We start from the raw sequence: 19778 nt of genomic DNA on the forward strand, positions 1-19778 counted from the left end.
GCGCCTCACGTCACGACGCCAGATGCTCCGGGATCAAGAACGTCAGCGCCACCGGGAAGAGGCGCGACTGAGGATTCTCAAAGCGATAACGGATCAGCGTCAGCTCCTGCTCAAGCTCCTGATCGATCTGCTCCAGGCGGCGGCGGAGGGCCGCATAATTGCGCTCATACTCCTCATACTCGGACTTCGAGAAGAGCGAAAGCTGCGTCACCGAAGGCTGAGCCAGCTCCTGCTCGATCGAACGGCGCAGCTCGTGCAGAATCATCCGCATATCCTTCATCTCTTTACGCTCGCGCTCACTGAGCACGCGCCGCAGCTCGTTCAGGCGCTCCTGCATGCGGCTCACCAGCGCCTGGCGCAGCGGCTCCTGACAGGCAGGCCAGAGCTGCTGCAAGCGCAGGCGCACCGACTCCGGGGCCAAAGCATCCGTTCCCAGCGACAACCAGTGCTCCAACTGCGCGGCGGGCAGCGGGATCAGGCGGCCCTGGCGCAGCTCCCCGCCGGCGATCAGCAGCTCCTCATGCAAGCGCTGACTATCGCCGCCGAGCAGCACCAGGCGCGCATGAGCCACCACCACCGGCGGAGCCGAGAGCGGGGCGCGAGCCAGGCGGGCCGTCACGCGCGCCAACTTACGCCGCTCGCCGGACGACCAGACCTCGGCGCGCAGCAGGCGCAGCGACATGGCCACCAGGCGATGATTCAAATGGGCCAGCACCACATCATCGCGCTGGCGGGCCTGACCATGATCGAAGACAAGCGGGCGCTCCTGGCCCGTAAAAGGATGGGCCAGGCCCTCCTTACTGGCGGCCCAACTGCCCGAGAGAGACGGCACCGCAAAGGCCTGCAGCGGCGGACGCTTCCCCGCAGGATCGCGCACCTCCACCGGCTGCAGCGGCGGCTGCTTGGCCAGCTCCAGAGCCACCTCTACCGCCGCCCGCACATTCTCGGGCGTAATCTGCAGCTCCTGCTTACTCTGCAGCAAACGATCATGGAGCAAGCGGACGCGCTCCTCCAGGCGCTCCTGTTGCTTCAGCAGTGCCCGCAGCGGCGCGGCCTCGCGCTCAGCCTGGCGCGTATCCAGCGAGCGGCGCCGGCCAAGCATCGCCTCCTCCACCTGCTCGGCGATCACCGGCCCCACCTTTCCCAGATCCGTACGGATCGCCTCCACGCGGCGCAGCGTATGGGCCAGGAACTCCAGATCATCTTCCAACTCGCCCACCTCAAAGCTCTCCAGCGCCCCCGGCGGCACATCGCGATACTTACTACTCACAAAATGGTAGATATTGACCTCCGGGGCCCGCTGGCCGTGGCGATCGACGCGCCCATTGCGCTGCTCCAGGCGCATTGGATTCCAGGGGATCTCATAATGGACCAGGCGATGACAATAATTCTGCAGATCGATGCCCTCAGAAGCCGCATCGGTCGCCAGCAAAATACGCACCGGCGACTGACGTGGATCGGCCTGGAAAGCCGCCTTCACCTGCTCGCGCTCGGCCAGGGGCATGCCGCCGTAGAGCAAGAGCAGGCGGCCAGCGCCGTTGAGACCGGCCCGGTTCAACAGATCGTAGAGCCACTTCTGCGTCGCGCGATACTCGGTAAAGATAATGACGCGCTCATCGCGCCAGGCAGTGGGGCCGTTGGGGCAGAGCGTTTGCCGCAGCCAATTGATCAAGACCTGAGCCTTACTATCGGCATGGGAGCTGGCGCGCTCGGCCAGCGTAAGCAGCTCATCGAGCAAGTGCCACTCCTCGGGCGTGGGCAGAGAGAGGACGCGGCTTGCCTCCTCGATGGCCTCCTGGCGGGCCTCCTCCAGCTCCTCATCGTTATCGCTCTCCTCCTCCAGGTCCTCAAGCTGGCGGCGCAGCACACTCGTCTTCTGGCGCCCGCGCACAGCCGGGCGAGGGGAGGCACTGGCGGAGCGGCCTGCCAGCGTCTCGCGATGCTGGCGCAAAGTCAACTCAAAGGCCTGGGGAGAAGAGAAGAGGCGCTTCTTGAGCAGCTTGAGAACAAACTCCGCAGCAAAGCGCTCCTCGCTCTCCTGGGTACGTTCCAGGCGCCGGCGCCCATATTCCTGCAGCAAGCGATGCAGATGGCGCTCCTCCTGCGTATAGGAGACGACCAGAGGTTCCAGGCGGCGCCGAGGGAAGCGCGGCGCCCCATCCCAGGCCAGCAGATCCGACTTTAAGCGGCGCACCATCACCTGATGCAGCAGCTTCGGATTCGGGGGGACGCCGCGGGCGAAGCGCTGCGGATCGAGCAGCTCTAGCAAGGCCGTAAAGCTCTCGGGGTAGCCATTATGGGGCGTGGCCGACAAGAAAATCTTATGCTCAAAGTAGGGGGCGATGAGGCGCAGAGCGCGCGTGCGCTGCGAATCGGTGGCATAGAGGCCGCGCCCGGCGGGGGCCACATTATGGGCCTCATCAACGATCAACAAATCGAAAGGCCGCCGATAGACCGGCGTTGCGCGCTTCTGCTCTTGCTTCCGCCCGTCGCGGCCCGACCTTTTCTCAGCCTCTCTCTGCTGCGCCTGAGCCTGCCGGGCCTCCTCGGCCAGCTCCTCTCTCTGGGCCTCGACGGCCTCGCGAAAGAGGTTCAGCAGGCGTTCGCGTTTCAAGAAATCGATCGAAGTAATCAGGCGCGGGAAATGGGTCCAGGGGTTGACATAGAGGCCGCGCTCACGGCGCAGGCGGCGCATGCGCTCGCTATCCAGAATGCGGAACTCCAGGCCGAACTTATCGCGCATCTGGTCGCGCCACTGCATCTGCAGGGAGGCCGGGCAGACGATGAGCACCTGGCGGGCGCGGTGGCGCAGGAGCAGCTCCAGAGTGACAAGGCCGGCTTCGATCGTTTTGCCGAGGCCGACATCATCGGCGATCAGCAGATTGACGCGCGGCATCTCGATGGCGCGCACGACAGGATCAAGCTGGTACTCTTCCAGTTCGATGCCGCTGCGGAAAGGAGCCTGCAGGGCCTGGGTATCGACGCTGGCGATGGCGCCCCAGCGCACGGCATTGAGAAAAGTATCGAGGCGTTTAGGCGGATCGAAGCGATCCACTTCGGGCAGGGCGTGCTCTTCGACGATGAGGGCCCCTGGCTCTAGCTCCCAGATGACTTCTAGCTCTTCGCCAAGGGCGTCGTCCTCGACCGAGGTCAGGGTGACAATATGATAGGACTGATTCTCGTTGACGACGTGAGAACGGACAAAGAAGAGACCTTGCTCATAGATGACCAGCGGGCGCCTGGCGCCAAAGCGGACATTGGCCACAGCGTAGCGCCGCTGGCGCACTTCGACAAGCTGGCCGGGGGCGGGCGGCTGCCGGGTAAGAGCCGTCATACTATACAGATCCTCCTCGCTGGGACCGCGACCGGGCGGCCTGGGCCGGGCCGGGTCAGCCGGCTGGCAGGGCAAGGCTGGCTCGCTGGCGCTGTGCTTTGGCTTGCCATCTGCTTGACAGGCGAGACAGGAAGCCGGTCACTGATCCCTGGGCTTGCGGTCATAGTGGTCTGCAGCCAGGAACGCAGTTTCACAGTATAACATGGTCGTTCTCTGTCTACAATGGGTGATTTTGGGGGAGGCTGGCCATTGCAGAAGCACTGCAGTCCGCTTGCAGAGGCAAACGATTCGCCGGCGAGCCGCTGCAGCGGCAGTCGAGCGGCGTGGGACCGTGGGAGGCTATGACGATCTGGGTTTTGCTGCTGCCGTTGTAAACGCGAATTATATCCCAGGCTGTGCAAGCTGTTGGCAGCGAGGATCGCGGTGCCCGGCTTTTCACGCAGCGACTCTCGGAGGCATGGGAGCGGCGCCCGCTCGATTCTGGCTGGCATCATTACCGCTCACATGCGGTCACTACTGAGCGGGGATCGGTGAAAAGGCTGGACAGGGGCCGCTCCAGACGCCAGGCCAGCGGGGCTAGCGTCGGAATGCTGGCCTGCCCCGCCTGGTGATTGAAGCCTTGAAACAAATAAGCCGGCGCCTATGAGCCGACCTGGCAGAGAGCAGAAGGCCAGCTTCGACACTGAAAAAGAGCGCATCAGCGCGGCGACACCCACATCAGCCTCCGCGTCCTGCCGCCGTCGCCAACAGCGAACAAAGCAAGCCAACACCACACCGCCCAGCCTTGCCCTGCTCAGGCGCGAGACCCTGCCCGCCCCCTCGTCGCGTCGCCGCCTCGCTCAGTCGCCATCGGCCCCCTCAGCCGTCAAAGCCGCCAGCTCGCGCCCATAGGCCGCAGCCCGCTCCGCATCCTCCTGGCGCCAGGCCAGATAGCGCAACAGCCGCAACAACCGCCGCTGCTCGCGCCGCAGCCCGCCCTCGCGCGCCAGCGTCAGCCCCTCGCGCAGATAGCCACCCGCCGCCTTCAAATCGCCCTGGCGCAGCGCCACCTCGCCCAGCCCCAACAACAAGCGCACCTGCGTCAGCATATCGCTCGACCAGATCGCAATCTGATAGGCGCGCTGCAAATAGAGGCGTGCCAGATCATAAAAGCCACGCCGGCGCAAAAAGGGAGCAAACGCCAGCACACCCCGGATAAAACGCGCATGGCGCCCATTCTCAAAAGCATACTGCAGACCGGCCACAATATTGCGGCTCTCCAACTCCAGCGCCGCATCATCATCCCCATGCCGCTCAAGCAGATCCGTCACATAGGCCACCAGACGCTCACCGGCCTGCGGATCGCGCAAATGAGCACTGGCATAATCGGCGATCGTCTGATGCAACAGATAACGCCCCGACCCACTGCTCTCCAACAAGCCGGCATCGATCAGGGCATCGAGCGCCTCTGGCGGAGCCTGGGCCACAGCCAGGGCCGCCTCCTCGCTAAAACTATTCGGCTTAGGCGGAAAGACCGACAAGGCGCGCAGCACCTCGCGCGCCTGCTCATCAAGCTGCTGATCACTGACAGCGATCGCCGACTGCAGCGACAGCGGCGTCCCCCAGGCCAGATGCGGCGGCTGCTCCAGCGGGCCCCGCATCTCACTGACATGCAAGCGCTGATGCGAGCTGCGCAGCCGGGCCAGAGCCGCCTGCAGACGGCGCGGCTGACCACTATGCGCCTGCGCCTGCAAATACTTGCCCAGCAAAGTCAAAGCCAGCGGCAACCCACCCACCTCCTCGACCAGCGTCAGAGCGGCCCGCCGATCATGGGCCACCGCCTCCGGCGCCCACTGCGCCAACAAAGCCAGCCCATCGGCGCTCTCCAGCTCATGGATAGTCCGCGCCCCCTCGCCGGCGATCGCCAGCGCCAGCCGCGGAAAGCGCGTCGTCGCGATCAAAACCGACTGCGGCCCGCCGACCTTGAAAGCCAAAGCCGCCTCCAACTCCCAGACATCATCAATGACGAGCACAAAGCGCCGCTGCCCAATGGCCGCCCGCAACACGCGGGCCCGCGCCTCTAACGACAGCTCAGCAGAGGACGCCGCCGCAGCAGGCACCCCCAGCAACTGCTCCCAGCGGCGCAAATGCTCCACCACAGTGGGGCGCGGCCCCAGACCGGCCCACAACACCCCGGCCTCGAAGCGCTCCAGCACACGCGCATCATGCACCAGCGTCACAGCCAGGGCCGTCTTGCCGACGCCCGGCAGCCCACAGAGCGCCAGCGAGCGCCCCGCACAGAGCTGGCCCACCAGCTCCGCGAGCAGAGCGCCGCGTCCCACCAGGCCCCGCCCCTCATTGGGCAGCGGCGGGATCGTCGGATCAATCACCCGCTCCTGGCGGCCCCGCTCCCCAGCGGCAGCACCAGCCGCGGACGGCGCCCCCACCTCAAACTCATCCTCCACAAACCCCAACTCACGCGCACTCTTACCGAAGAGCTGACACAGCTTCTCGCGATAATAGGGCTGCGGCGACGAGACGCCGCGCTCCCAGCGACTGACATTCTTCTCCGACGAGCCGATGGCCTCGGCCACCCTGGCCTGCGACCAGCCTCGCATCTCGCGCTCATGTCTCAGACGCAGATTCGGTTTCATCGTGGGCACTCCCAGCAGGAGATGACGACCGGCCTGGTCCTGGCAGCGGCCCGGCGGCCCGGCGCGAACCACTCACTGGCTAGGCCCGCGCCGCTTCAGCCGCACCAGCAGCCGGCGCCTCCAGCGGCTCCGCCGCCCGGCCCCAGCCACCACCGCCGGGCGAAGCAATCACCAGGCGGTCGCCCGGCTCAGCGCGGAAATGCACCTTGCCCGGCAGCAAGGTCGCCTCACCATTGCGGCGATAGAGCCAGTTCTCACCGCAGCGGCCCGGCTCACCCCCCTGCAGCCCATAGGGCGGCAGGCGGCGCCGCTCCGTCAGCAGCGTCACCTCAGCGGGCGCCTCAAACGTGATCTCGCGCACCAGCCCATCGCCGCCACGCGCCCGGCCTGCGCCCCCCGACCCATCGCGCAAGGCATAGCGCGTAATGCGCATTGGATAGGCATACTCAAAGGCCTCTACCGGCGTATTCTGCGTATTACTCATATGCGTATGCACGCCCGACAGCCCATCCAGACCCGGGCGCGCCCCCATACCCCCACCCATTGTCTCATAGTAGGCAAAGGGCTGCTGAGTCCGCGGATCGATCCCCCCGGCCGCAATATTATTCATCGTCCCCTGGCTGGCCGCCGGCACCACCTCCGGCAGCGCCTGCGCCAAAGCCCCAAAGATCGCATCGACCAGGCGCTGCGACGTCTCGACATTGCCCTGCGCCACCGCCGCCGGCGGACGCGCATTGACCACCGAACCGCGCGGCGCAATCACCGTCACCGGCGCGAACGTCCCATGATTCATCGGCGCATCCTCCGGCATCAAGCAGCGCACCACATAATAGGTCGCCGAGCGCGCCACCGAGGCCACCGTATTGACATTGCCACGCACCTGGGGAGCGCTCCCCGTAAAGTCCACCGTCAGCTCACTACCACGCACCGTTACCGTCACCGCAATTGGAATACACTCCCCCGAGACCCCATCATCATCCAGATAATCGGTAAAGCGATAGCAGCCATCGGGAATCGCGGCGATCGTCGCCCGCGCCATGCGCGCCGCATACTCGATCAGGGCATCGATATGCTCCTCCAGAGCCGCCAGCCCCCAACGATCGACCAGCTCCTGCAGGCGGCGAGCCGCCGTACGATTGGCCGCCACCTGGGCCGCCAGATCGCCGCGGCGCTCATCCGGCGTCCGCACATTGCGCAGCAGCAACGCCAGCAAAGCCCGATTCGGCTGCCCAGCCTCCCACAACTTAAGCGGAGGAATGATCAAACCCTCCTGATAGATCTCGGTCGCCAGCGGCATCGAACCGGGCGCCATGCCCCCGACATCGGCATGATGAGCGCGGTTGGCCGCAAAGCCGATCAGGCGCTGCTCCTCCTCAACCTCGACAAAGATCGGCGCAATCAAGGTAATATCGGGCAGATGGGTCCCGCCCAGAAACGGATCATTGAGAGCGATAATATCCCCGGGCGCAAAGCGATCGAAGGCGACCAGGGCCTCAGCCACCGAGTCCGGCATCGAACCGAGATGGACCGGAATATGGGCCGCCTGAGCTACCAGGCGCCCGCGCGCATCAAAGAGCGCACACGAAAAGTCGCGCCGCTCCTTAATATTGGGCGAGTAGCTGCTACGCATCAGCACCGCCCCCATCTCTTCAGCGATGGCCGTCAAAGCGCTGCGAAAGATCTCCAGACTGATAGCATCTACCATGCGTGCATCTCCTCCTCCGCCAGCCGGACCTGAGCCGTCCGCGTCGCCGGCGCCGCTGCCTCACGCTGCTGCTGACCATGCTGGGCGCGCGCCGGACCATCGCCGGCCAGCTCGATCAAGAGATTGCCAACGGCATCGACACGCGCCCGCCAGCCCGGCGGCACGACGGTCGTCGTGTCGTACTGGGTGACAATGGCCGGACCGGCGAACTGCACGCCCGGCACCAGCCCACCCCGCTCATAGATGGCCGCCTCATGAGCAACCGGCCCCCCCTCGCCGGCAAAGATGACCCGCCGCCGCTCCAACGGCTGGGCCACCGCCTCGGGCTGCAGCGGCTGGCGCTCCAGGACCGGCGGCTCAACCAGTCCCCGCGCCTTGAGACGGACATTGACCACCTGCACCGGCTCATTGGGATCGCTGTAGCCAAAGCGCCGCTCATGGGCCAGATGGAACTGTTGGGCCGCGCGCGCACAGTGGCCCTCAAATGGAATGGTCAGCTCGTACGACTGCCCGACATAGCGCAGATCCAGGTAGCGCTCAATCTGAATCTGCTCGGGCGCAAAGCCCTCGCGCAGCAAATCGCTGCGCCCCTGCTCCTCCAGCGCCTGCAAGGTCGCAGCGATTGTCGCCTGGGCCTGCTCCTGATCGATGGGCAGCATCAACGTGCGCACATAGTCCTTGAGCACATCGGCCACCAGCATGCCGAGGGCCGAGAGGACGCCCGGCGCCGCCGGGATCAGCACGCGTGGAATCGAGAGCGCCGCCGCCAGCTCGCAGGCGTGCAGGGGACCGGCCCCCCCAAAGGCGACCAGCGTAAAGTGACGCGGATCAAGCCCGCGTTCGACGGAGATCAGGCGAATGGCCGCCTCCATGTTGGCATTGGCGATGCGCACAATACCAAGGGCCGCCTCCTCCAGCGACGTGCTCAGGCGCTCGGCGATGCGCCCCACGGCCTGCCGGGCCAGGGCCACATCGAGCCGCCGGCTGCCGCCAAGGAAGGCCTCGGGCAGCAGACGCCCCAGCACCACATGTGCATCGGTCACCGTCGCCTCCGTACCGCCGCGCCCATAGGCCGCCGGCCCGGGCACGGCCCCCGCCGAGCGCGGCCCTACGCGCAAAGCGCCGCCCAGATCGAACCAGGCCAGGCTTCCCCCGCCAGCTCCCACCGTGTGAATATCGATCATCGGCAGCTTCGTCGGATGCCCCCCAATGCGCCCGTCGGTCGTCTCCGTGATCGCCCCATCGACCAGCGCCACATCGGTCGAGGTCCCGCCGATATCGAGGGCAATCAGGCGCTCGATGCCCGAGGCGCGAGCCACAAAGCGCGCCCCCACCACACCCGCCGCAGGGCCTGAGAGCAGCGTCCGCGCCGCCTCGCGCCGCGCCATCGCACTCGAAATCGAGCCGCCATTTGACTGCATGATGCGCAGCCCCGTCCCCGCCGGCAGAGCCTGCTCCAGTTGGCCGAGATAGCGATCGATCAGCGGCCCGACATAGGCATTGAGCACCAGGGTACTGGTGCGCTCGTATTCGCGGAATTCGGGCAGGACCTCCGCCGAGGCTGAGACGTACCAGCCCCGCTGACGGGCCGCCTCGGCCACGCGCCGCTCATGGGCCGGATTGGCAAAACTGAAGAGCAGGACCACCGCCACGGCCTCCACCTCCTCGCGCGCCAGCGTGGTCAGCGCCTCCTCTAGCGACCTCTCATCCAGAGGAATGAGCACCTCACCGCGCTCATTGAGGCGCTCAACCACCTCAACCCGCCGCTCACGCGGCACCAGCGGCGGCACCTTTTGCACGCGCAGATTATAGAGACTGGGCCGCGTCTGCCGCCCGATCTCCAAGACATCGCGAAAGCCCGCCGTTGTAATCAGGCCGGTACGCGCCCCCTTGCCCTCCAGCACAGCATTGGTAGCCACCGTCGAGCCATGCACCAGCGTGCGCAGACGCGGCAAGGCGCCCAACTCCTGGAGGCCCTCCAGGATGGCCTGCGACGGATCATGCGGTGTCGAGAAGACCTTATGCACGCGCAGCCTTCCCTCCTGAAAGAGCACCAGATCGGTGAACGTACCTCCCGTATCAACTCCAGCAAGAATAGCAGTCATTCCTGTGCTCCTCGACAGACCTCTCTCCTCTACTACGAGCGACAAGCAGCAAGCTGGCCAGCGCAGCGCAGGCAGAGCCGGCGCCGCCCTTTCCTCCGTTCCTCAGCGCGCCACGCCCACGAGAGCAGCGCGCTCGCGAGACGCAATCAGATGAGATTAGAGCGCACAGGCGCCTGTGCGCTGGTCGATATCCTGGTCGCGCCAATCGGTAATAAACATATATCCCGGGGCATGAGTGATAGCAAGCGGCGGCTGGCTCTCCATAATCACGGCCTGCGGCGTGACGCCACAGGCCCAAAAGACTGGCACCTCATCGGAGGTCAAGCTGATGGGATCACCCCAGTCGGGCCGGGCCAGATCGGCGATGCCCAGAGTCGCCGGCTCGCCGCTGTGAACCGGGGCCCCATGCGCCAGCGGATAGCGCGCCGTCACCTCGGTCGCGCGCTCCACCTCGTCGCGCTTGAGGGGGCGCATACTCACCACCAGCGGCCCATGTAAGCGGGCCGTGGGCCGACAGGGGACAGAGGTGCGGTACATGGCCACATTGCGCCCTTCCTCCAGATGGCGCAGACGGACGCCGGCCTCTAGCAAGGCCCGCTCCGCCGAGAACGAGCAGCCCAACAAGAAGGCCACCAGGTCGGGACGCCAGAGCGGGAGGAGATCCTCCCGCTCTTCGACCAGCCGGCCCGCGCGATAAACGCGGTAGCGCGGCAAATCGGTACGCAGATCGGCGCCGGGCGCCAGGCGCCGCGGCTCTGGATCGCCAGGGGCCGTCATCTCCAGCAACGGCAGCGCCTGGGGATTGAGCCGACAGAACTCGGCAAACTCTTCGGCCCAGTCAGCCGGCAGGATCACCAGATTGGCCTGGACATGGCCCAGCGCCAGGCCAGTCGTCGGACGGCGCCAACGACCTGTACGGATCAACTGGCGCGCCTCCGCTGCGCTCAGGCGAGCGAGTTCCTCTCTCTGCATGGCAACCGTCAGAACCTCCTTTCATCTCAGAGAAGCGGCGAGCAGACAAACGAGCTGGCGGCGAGCAGCCGAGAGACCGCCACCAGCCCAGCCTGACCTAACCCAGTCCAGCCCAACAGCGACTTTAATCGACTGCCACCAGGCGCTTGCCGCGCGTCTCCGGTAGTAGCAGGAGGGCGATCAGGCAAAGCGCGTAGGCACAGGCGCCAAAGCCGATGGCACCGCCCAGACCGATGGCCGCCGAGAGGAAGCCGATAATCGTGGGGAAGAAGGCCCCCACACCGCGCCCGAAATTGTAGCAGAAGCCCTGGCCAGCCCCGCGGGCCCGCGAGGGAAAGATCTCCGCCAGGAACGAGCCGAAGCCGCTGAAGATGCCCGAAGCGAAGAAGCCCAGCGGCGCCCCCAGAACCAGGAGCAACCCATTGGCCCCCGTAGGAATCTGAGTATAGAGGAAAATCAAAGCGGCGCTACAAAGCGCGTAGATGGCGAAGGTCGGACGGCGCCCCAGCCAGTCATTGATGTAGCCGCTGGTCACGTAGCCGATAAAGGAACCGATAATCACCACCGCCAGATAGGGGGCGCTGCCGACGACCGAGAGATGGCGCACCGTCTTGAGGAAGGTCGGCAGCCAGGTAAAGATAGCATAATAGCCGCCCTGGGCCCCGATGGCGAGCAACGTGGCCGCCAGCGTCCGCCCGAGCAGGTCCGGCTGGAAAATCTGCAGCAGCGAGCTGCGCGTACTGCGCACCTGGCCCCCCGCGGCCTGCTGCTCGGCGGCCCGCGTCTGCACAAAGACCTCTGGCTCCGGCACGCGCGCGCGCACATAGAGCGTCAGCAGGCCGGGCAAGATGCCCAGGCAGAAGGAGATACGCCAGGCAATGGAGGCCGGGAAGAAGGAGAAGACCAGCGTATAGGCCACCAGGGCCAGCCCCCAGCCTACAGCCCACGAGCTTTGAACCATGCCGAGCACGCGCCCGCGCTGGGCCGGATCAGCCATCTCGGCGATCAGAATGGCCCCGGCAGCCCACTCGCCACCGAAGCCCAGGCCCTGCAGCGAGCGGAAAAGCAGGAGAAAGCCGTAGTTGGGAGCCAGACCCGAGAGGAAGGTAAAGAGCGAGTAGACGGCAATCGTCAGCATCAAGGTGCGGACGCGCCCAATCAGGTCGGCAAAGACGCCGGCCAGAATGCCCCCAAAGGCCGAGACCACCAGCGTCACCGTGGCAATCAGGCCCGACTGGCCGGTCGTCAGGCCAAAGGCCGCCGCGGTGGCCGTGAGCACAAAAGAGAAGATCTGGTAGTCGAAGGCGTCGAGCGCGTAGCCGAGAAAGGCGGCCCAAAAGGCATGTCTGGAGGAGCCGCGCAGAGTGCGGTACCAGTCCAGCGAAAGGAGGCGACTACGCTGGGGGGCAGCGAGGCTGCTGCCACTGTGGCCTTGCTCAACGTTCATGGCAGTGGGTCCTCCCTCCTGTCAGCGAACAAATAGGGAACACGGGTGAAGCAAAGCAAAGCAAAGCAAAGCGAAGACCGCTCAGGCCACTGTCCGGCGCAGAAGCAGCGTTGACCGCCACGACCAGGGCGCGAGGCCGGCCAGCCGGCAGATGCGGCTGCCTCCGTTCCGTTCAGCTCAGCTATGATAGAGAAGACAGTACCCGAGCGCGGGCCAGAGCGCCAGCCCAGCGAGAGGACAAACAGGGATCATCTCCTCTCCCTGGTCGCTGCCCCAGCCGCTCCCCACACCAGTGCCCGGGCTGGCTTGTCGCTCCAGCTCGTCCCCCGGCTCTCTCCCCAGCACGATCGCGCCGGCTCCCTACGAGGGTCCAGCGGAAGAATATGACTTTGTGACGATAGGCAATGAGATCAAGGTCGCGTATTGGTGCGTAGAAGAAAGGTTTGAGATGGTAGTCTTGCTTCGGAGCGGTGATCGACTCGATGATGCGGTCGAGCTGGAGGTCACTGCAACAGGGAGGCATGGAAGTGGCCTCGGCCTGCTAATCTCGGTCACTGTCAGCAAAGAGGATACAGTGAGGGGAAGGAGGGAAGGTCGACCTCAACAAAAATGGCCCCTACACACCAGCCACGTCGCGCACCAGCAGGTACCGGTGCCTCCAGGCCGTGAGTAGAAGCCATCAGCCTGACTGCTCGCACCACTCTGGCCGAAACGGCAGAGCAGGGTCAGTCGGCGGTATGCGGGCCTCATCGCTATGTAGTTGTTCTTTTGTCCTTGGTCAGGCCGTTGCTCTTTCAGACCACTTTATCAGTGTAGCTCTGAGCCTCAGGTGACGTCAAGCCGGGCCGATTGAGCGGTTGCAGCTTCCCCCTGGGCACGCGCACCCGCATGGCAAGTGCTCAGGCCGGGCCTGGCTCCGGTTGTTCTAGCCTGGCAGTGTCTCCAGTGCCCCCCTGATTGCCCCCAGGCTCATACGCATCTTGCCGAGCAGCTCCTGTGGAATGGCGATCGGCTGCGACGGGCCGCGAGAGGTGGCGTCGGGGTTCAGGTCAAAGGCGCGATTCTCTAATGGCAGTTTCAGCATCTCGGACTCCATCAGCTTAAAGCCCTCTTCAAGCCGCTCAAGGTTGGGCAGCGCCTGATTTCTGATACCAGCCACTTGCCGCTTCGTCTCAGCGGCTACAGCCTGGCCAGCCTGCGAGCCAGCCTGCGCCCCCACAGCAACCCCGAAGGCCGCTGCTGTAATTGTGCTGATGCCGGAAATGACGACGCTCAGGACTGCTACTATGTCACTGGTGGTCGTGAGCCGCCCATTGCTTAGCACCAGGATCAAGGCTAGAAAGATGCCTAGGAAAGCCGCAAGAATGATCAACACATCTCGCAAGCTGATGACCAGCGCCCCAGCCGTCGTCGCTCCGCTCTCCGGCTTTCCAGCCACCTCTATGGCGCGCCCTTTATCTGCTGTCTGGGAGGAGTCACCCATCTAATACGTCTCCTTTCACATGATGATGCCTCCAAAGGGAACAACGTCTCCCCTTTCCTTTTTTGGAGGCAGGCCTGGGATCAACAGCAGCCTCCAGCCGGGGCTGCCGTTGTGGTCCCAGCAAGGTAGGTATAGCGACTTCCTCCTCTTGTCTCGCCCCACGGACTAGCGCAGCCCGGCCTTGTAGCCGAAATCGGGAATGGCTCGCCAGCGCGCCCGCAGGAGATGGGCCGCCAGCTTGGGCCGCCGCTCGCGGGTAAAGATCCCTTTGCGATTGCCCTGCACGCGCGTGATGCTCTGTCCGGTCTGGAAGTCGGCGAAGTTCCAGACGTGCTCACCGATGACCGCCGGGCAGGCATCCAGGACCTCATGATAGGTCTGTAAGAGCGCCGCCTGATATTCTTCTGAGAACATGGTCGGTGGCTCGTCATGCATGCCGGCAATGGCATCAGCTCCGTACTCGCTTAAGAGGATTGGCTTGTCCGGCAGGCGCCGCCTCCACTCCTCTAGCTCTGCCCGCAGTAGGACCTGCGCCGCCTCCAGACGCCCGCCGTGGACGTACCAGCCATAGTAGCGGTTGAGGGCAATGACGTCGAGCAGGTCGGCGACAGTGTCGGTGGCCGGCGTCGCCAGCATTTGCAGGGCAATGGTCAGGGGACGCCGCTGGGGATCAAGCTGGCGCGCCAGGCGCAGCAGCGGCTCAAAGTAGGCGCGGGCCCCCTCTTCTTCGGTGGCCGGCTCGTTGGCAAGCGACCACATGACGACACAGGCATGGTTCTTGTCACGCGCGATCAGCTCGCGCAAGGCCTGCTCATGCTGGGCGGCAGTCGCCAGCTCGCTCCAGGTCTGACGCCGCTCGGGGCCAGCGCTGGGACTCAGGTTGAGGTGCAGACCTACCGCCGGCACTTCGTCGATGACTACCAGTCCCAGACGATCAGCCAGGCGCATCACTTCCTCAGCGTAGGGATAGTGCGAGGTGCGGAAGGAGTTGGCGCCCAGCCAGCGCAGGAGGTTGAGGTCCTTGACACAGACGGCTTCGTCAAGGCCGCGCCCATGCACGGGAAAATCTTCGTGCTTGCCGCAGCCTTTGAAATAGAACGGCTTGCCGTTGAGCAGGAACTGCCCATCTGCTACGGCAACTGTGCGCACGCCATACGGCTCCTCGTAGCTGTCCAGGCACTCGCCGGCCGCGCCAGCCCGCCAGAGTTCAACCCGGCAGGTGTAGAGATAGGGATGGCCCGGCTCCCACAGTTGGACATCCTTGATGCGTAGCTGGCCCTGGGCGCCGTCTCCCCTGGCGACTGCCCTGCCCTCGGCGTCAAGCAGCGTCACGCGCACAGTTACGGCATCGCGCTCAGCTCCTTCGACGGCGACGCGGTAGGTGACCAGGCCGTCGCCATCAGCCAGGGCGCTGGTCAGCACAATATCGCGGATGTAGGTGGGGGGCGTCGTGTAGAGGCGGACCGGGCGATGGATGCCGGCGTAGTTGAAGAAATCGAAGTTGGGGGTATCGGTGATCAGGTGTGTGCCGTCGGGCAGCCGCTCCTCACGATAGTGGGCCACGGGCAGTGTGCTGTAGTCGAGGGTGTTATCGACCAGAACGGTCAGACGGTTCTTGCCCGGCTGGGCCAGGGCATTCATCTCAGCCTCAAAGGGCGTGAAGCCGCCTCGGTGAGTGACCAGCGGCTGCCCGTTGAGATAGACCTGCGCAGCATGGGCTACGGCTCCGAAGCGCAAGACAAGGCGCTGTGTCAGCAGACGCCGGGGAATGATTAGCTCGCGCTCGTACCAGACGCGCCCGACGTGTTCGCGATAGGCGGCTTCCTCACCTAGCTCGTTGTATGAGGCCGGCACGGGCATGGGCCGCGCCTCGCGCAGCGGGCGCTCATACCAGCGTTCGGCCAGGCCCTGACCCGGGTCTAGACGAAACTGCCAGATGCCGTTTAGATCAAAGACTTCCCGTGTGGCGGTCATGAGCGGATAGAGCATTGCGCGCTGTCGTCTCCTTCTTGCTCCTCTGCTGTGCTGCGATGAGCGGCGCTGGCAGTCTCTGATAGCCCGGCAGGCTGCGCGAGTTGGTCACAGCCGACGAGGCTACCTGGAGCGACCGCCGCGTCCAGGGAGGCTCACTAGCTGGCCGCTCCCTACGTCGTTCGTCTGGGAGTTGAGCGCTGCTGGCCGGCGACCGGCTGCCTCTGCTGGCGGTCTGTCCGGCTGTCCGGCTAGTGGCTCTCCCCATCCCTATTGTATTGTAGCCGCACTTACCCGCAGTTGCTTCCTGATGTGAGGCGGCCATCCCAAGAAGAGGGGAGCCGCTCGCGGGGAGCTAGCGAGCCTCCTCCTCTGGCTTCTGCCCCCAAACGAGCAGAAAATTCCAGATAGCGCAGAAATCTTCCTCTTGCATCTCAGCGATGGCCTGCTGGTAGAGGCGCCTCAGCTCCTCACGGCTGGCCACTCCCATGCGCACCATGAACGGCTGGATGAGGTCGAGAAAGACCAGGTAGTCTTTAAAGAAAGGGTAGTGATAGGGGGTATCCGCCGACCATTCGATCGTGACGGGGTGGAGATGGATGTCCACAAAGCCAGCGCGACGCACTAGACGCGGCAGCACTGCGGTGATTCCGAAGTGGCGGGCGTCGGGTGAGAAGCTCTGGCCGGCGCGCTGCATGGCCAGCGAACCCAGGGCCGAGAAGCGCTCAAAGGCCGGGCTGGTGGTCAGCGTAGGCTCCATCTCGGTCAGGCGAATCACTCCGCCGGGCTTGAGCAGGCGTCGACACTCCGCCAGCAATTTGGGCCAGGCCTCGGCACGCATGAAGCCGCACATCAGACGTCCATTGATCAGGTCGAAGGAGGAGTCGGGGAAAGCCAGCGGCTCCATGACGTTCATGACGCGAAAGTGTACGTTGGAAAGACGTCGCGACGCCGCTTGCGCGTTGGCGTATTCCACAATCGGAGGGCTGATGTCGACCCCAATGACTTCAACGTGAGGGTAGGCAAAAGCCACCTCCAAAGCCCAGCCGCCGGGGCCACAGGCCAGATCAAGCAGGCACCCATCTTCAGGCAAGAGCCGCCCCTCTGGGAAGAGTCCCCCCAGAGCCTCGGTCAATATGCGGTCCTGTTGCATCAGGCGAGCCAGCTCGGCAGCCTCCTCCGAGTCAATGACATAGGTATTTCTGCCTGGCTGCTCTTCACTCCGCTCGTCCATGAGATTCCTCCTTCTGTCTCTGCAGTCGGACCAAGACAGGCAAGCTGACGGTTCTGCGCGCGTTGCACGATTGTGCCTTGCAGCATGGTACCATGCTTCTCTCATTGGCGCAAGCCTATGTTTACCCGGCGCAGCCTGGTTTTCGGGCGCAGGAAACTTTACGTGCTCAAGGCCACTCGACATACAGGGGATCTCGGAAGTCGCCTGGCCGCGGGCCGGGTTGTGATACGTTTGTGAGGGAGGGCAAGCCGGACGTGAGGTAACCGTGATTCGGCCTTTGCTAGAATGAGAGCAGCCCGCCTCGACCGTGGCCGGTCGCAGCGACGGCCTTTGTTCAGGCCCCGCCAGGCAGACCCTTCGCCCGCTGCCTGAGCGGAGCCGCGGCGGGGAGAGGCGAGCAGCAGGCGCAGGCTTTTTGCTCAAGAACCCAGTCAGGAGCCTCCTTATGAGCTATCGCGATCGCTCTTTGTCCGCCGATGGAGTCGCCCAGGAGGAGCGGGCCGCGGCTCTTCAGCGAGAGCTGCAGGCCCTCCTGCCGGCCCTGGCGACGGCGCCGCTGGTTGAGGTGGCGTCAGCCGTGCTCCAGACGCTGCGCGAGGGGACAGCCGCCGAACATGGCGCGCTCTTTCTGCAATGGCAGGCCGCTCAGCAGGGTTCCAGGTCCACCGAGGGGCTGCAGCTCCTGGCTGTCTTGCGTATAGATGAGGAGCAGGCCAGGGCCCTCACGAGCGTGGCCGGCACCGGCGCCGTGTGGTCATCCGCCATGCCCGACGCCGGCGAGCTGCGCCACAGCAGCGTGCAGACCGCTGACGCCTGCTGGCTGCTGCTGCATCTGCCCCTGACGGGGCGGCGCGCGACGGCTCAGGCTGCGGCGGCGGCCTCCTGGCCTGTGCTGCTCGCGCTGCTGGGGCGCTCGGGTCGGCCAGCGCCAGCCGAGGCCGAGGCCTGGTTAGAAGCGAGCACCGCCGTCATCGGGGCCAATCAGCACCTGGTAGCCGCCCTGATACGTCAGGCGCTGGCCGCTGAACTGCTGAGCGGGCGCCTGCCTCCTGAAACGGATGGCCGATCTTCTCGCGAGTCGGCCAGAGGTGGAACGGTTGGCCCCCAGAGCGAGCTATTGGCCACGCTCAGTCACGAGCTGCGCAGCCCGCTGGCGGTCATCAGCGCCTCCGTCTCAACGCTCCAGCGGCATGGGCGGCGCCTTCCCCTGAGCGAGCGGCGCTCACTGCTGGCCGCGATGGAGGAGGCCAGTGAGCGGCTGATCCAGCTCTGCGATCGCTTTCTGGAGCTGAGCGAGCTGGAGGCCGGCCTCTTGCGCTTGGAGCCGACCGGCGTCGATCCGCTGAGCGTGGTACATGAAGCTCTGTTGGCTGCTGAGCAGCGGCTGCCCGCCGAACAGATGGGGATCTTCAGCTTTAGGGTAGTGCTGCTGGACGCGCATGGCAGGCCAGCGGAGCGGGTCCCTCCGGTGCTGGCCGATCGCCGGCGCCTGCGCGAGATCCTTGACCATCTGTTGGAGAACGCTATTCGCTTCTCGCCCGAGGGAGGAGAGATTAGCGTGATCCTGCGTCCGCAGCCCCAGCCGGCCCCCACGGCAGGGATGGCCCCGCCCGCGCCAGCGGTGGAGATCTGCGTCAGCGATCAGGGGCGCGGGATTTCGCCGGAGCAGCTCCCGCAGATTTTCCAGCGCTTCTATCGGGGTGATACGGGGCTGGCGCGCCAGGGCGGTGGGCTGGGCCTGGGTCTGACGCTCTGTAAGTATCTGGTCGAGCTGCAGGGCGGTCAGATCTGGGCTGAGAGCGAGCCGGAACAGGGCAGCCGCTTTCATCTGCTGCTGCCGGCGCTGACCCTGCTCACGTGAGGCCCGCCTCCCAGTATGGCAGGGCAAGGTCAGGCTCTGCCAGCCCGCGCAGCTAGCAGAGCCAGCCGGACTTGGCTGCTCTGCTGAGCAGTTTGAACCCCTTCACGCGTTCGTAAGAGGAGGAAGAGAGGAGCATGGTGCGAAAGACAACGATTCTGTGTGTCGACGATGATCCGCATCTGCTGCGCCTGGTCTCGCGTAACCTGGAGCTGGAGGGCTACGCTGTTCTGACCGCCGGCGACGGCGAGCAGGCCCTGACTGTATTCAAGGAGCAGCAGCCGGACCTGATCTTGCTCGATGTGATGATGCCCCGTCTGGATGGCTTCAGTGTCTGCCAGCGGGTGCGCGAGTATTCTGGGGTGCCCATTATCTTGCTGACGGCCCGTGGCCAGGATCAGGATAAGGTGCGCGGCCTGGATCTGGGCGCCGATGACTACTTGACCAAGCCTTTCAGCATTGAGGAGCTGCTAGCTCGCGTGCGCGCCGTGCTGCGCCGGGCCCAGTTCAGCAGCGGCGAGCGCGTGAGCGGGCTGCGCTCGATTATTACGGTCGGCGATCTGACGATCGATGATACGCGCCACCTTGTGATGCGGGCCGGGCGCGAGATCGCTCTGACGCCAACGGAGTATCGGCTGCTGGTCTACCTGGCTCAGCACGCCGGACGGGTGGTGACACAGGACCTGCTCTTAGAACGCGTGTGGGGGGCGGAGTATGTCGGCGAGAGCCATATGTTGCAGGTGAATATCAATCGCCTGCGGCGCAAGCTGGAAGATGATCCGGCTCATCCGCGCTACATCCGCACAAAGGTCGGCGTCGGCTACATGCTGGTTGCTCCCGAGGACCTCGCAGCTCAGGCCGGTTCGCCTCCGGCTTGAGTCGGCCTGGCTCGCCTGTCGGTCAGGCCTCGGCGCCATGTGCTCACTCGTTCGCGCGTAGCCGGCGGGCGGCTCGCTGTCTGTCAAACTGTTCTCCCCTCAACACCAGCTAGAGAGCCAGACATGGATTGTGACCATGCCTGGCTCTCTGTGTTGGT

Annotated in this window: 11 protein-coding genes; 2 read left to right on the top strand and 9 right to left on the bottom strand. The window is 65.1% G+C overall.

The window, feature by feature from the left end; translation table 11 throughout:
• Positions 1 to 10 precede the first annotated feature (10 nt).
• The 9 genes from drmD to AC6H1L_RS02730 all read right to left on the bottom strand — a co-directional run bounded on the left by drmD (position 11) and on the right by AC6H1L_RS02730 (position 16884).
• Complete coding sequence (drmD, locus tag AC6H1L_RS02690) at positions 11 to 3334, bottom strand: DISARM system SNF2-like helicase DrmD (protein ID WP_497600011.1); 3324 nt, start codon at positions 3332 to 3334, stop codon at positions 11 to 13.
• Positions 3335 to 4173: 839 nt separating this feature from the next.
• Positions 4174 to 5967, bottom strand: coding sequence for an NB-ARC domain-containing protein (locus tag AC6H1L_RS02695; protein WP_497600012.1), 1794 nt, complete (start codon positions 5965 to 5967; stop codon positions 4174 to 4176).
• A gap of 79 nt (positions 5968 to 6046) precedes the next feature.
• Positions 6047 to 7672, bottom strand: a complete 1626-nt coding sequence (locus AC6H1L_RS02700; RefSeq protein ID WP_497600013.1) for a hydantoinase B/oxoprolinase family protein — start codon at positions 7670 to 7672, stop codon at positions 6047 to 6049.
• Complete coding sequence (locus AC6H1L_RS02705) at positions 7666 to 9777, bottom strand: hydantoinase/oxoprolinase family protein (protein WP_497600014.1); 2112 nt, start codon at positions 9775 to 9777, stop codon at positions 7666 to 7668. The genes AC6H1L_RS02700 and AC6H1L_RS02705 overlap by 7 nt, the downstream gene beginning before the upstream one ends.
• A gap of 156 nt (positions 9778 to 9933) precedes the next feature.
• Positions 9934 to 10749, bottom strand: a complete 816-nt coding sequence (locus tag AC6H1L_RS02710) for a putative hydro-lyase (RefSeq protein WP_497600015.1) — start codon at positions 10747 to 10749, stop codon at positions 9934 to 9936.
• Between the two features lie 124 nt (positions 10750 to 10873).
• Positions 10874 to 12196, bottom strand: coding sequence for an MFS transporter (locus AC6H1L_RS02715; RefSeq protein ID WP_497600016.1), 1323 nt, complete (start codon positions 12194 to 12196; stop codon positions 10874 to 10876).
• 925 nt (positions 12197 to 13121) lie between these two features.
• Positions 13122 to 13679, bottom strand: coding sequence for a hypothetical protein (locus AC6H1L_RS02720; RefSeq protein ID WP_497600017.1), 558 nt, complete (start codon positions 13677 to 13679; stop codon positions 13122 to 13124).
• 165 nt (positions 13680 to 13844) lie between these two features.
• Entirely contained in the window at positions 13845 to 15668 is a 1824-nt protein-coding gene (gene uidA, locus AC6H1L_RS02725; RefSeq protein WP_497600018.1) for a beta-glucuronidase, read from the bottom strand.
• A gap of 337 nt (positions 15669 to 16005) precedes the next feature.
• Positions 16006 to 16884, bottom strand: coding sequence for a class I SAM-dependent methyltransferase (locus tag AC6H1L_RS02730; protein WP_497600019.1), 879 nt, complete (start codon positions 16882 to 16884; stop codon positions 16006 to 16008).
• Positions 16885 to 17329: 445 nt separating this feature from the next.
• Between AC6H1L_RS02730 and AC6H1L_RS02735 the strand changes: the two genes are divergently transcribed.
• Both AC6H1L_RS02735 and AC6H1L_RS02740 read left to right on the top strand, forming a co-directional pair.
• Positions 17330 to 18745 carry a sensor histidine kinase gene (locus AC6H1L_RS02735; protein ID WP_497600020.1) on the top strand — a complete coding sequence of 472 codons (1416 nt, stop codon included), beginning with the start codon at positions 17330 to 17332 and terminating at the stop codon, positions 18743 to 18745.
• A gap of 134 nt (positions 18746 to 18879) precedes the next feature.
• The gene (locus AC6H1L_RS02740) at positions 18880 to 19620 is read left to right on the top strand and encodes a response regulator transcription factor (protein ID WP_497600021.1); all 741 of its coding nucleotides are present in this window, start codon (positions 18880 to 18882) and stop codon (positions 19618 to 19620) included.
• Positions 19621 to 19778 lie beyond the last annotated feature (158 nt).

It is taken from the genome of Thermogemmatispora argillosa (assembly GCF_059696725.1).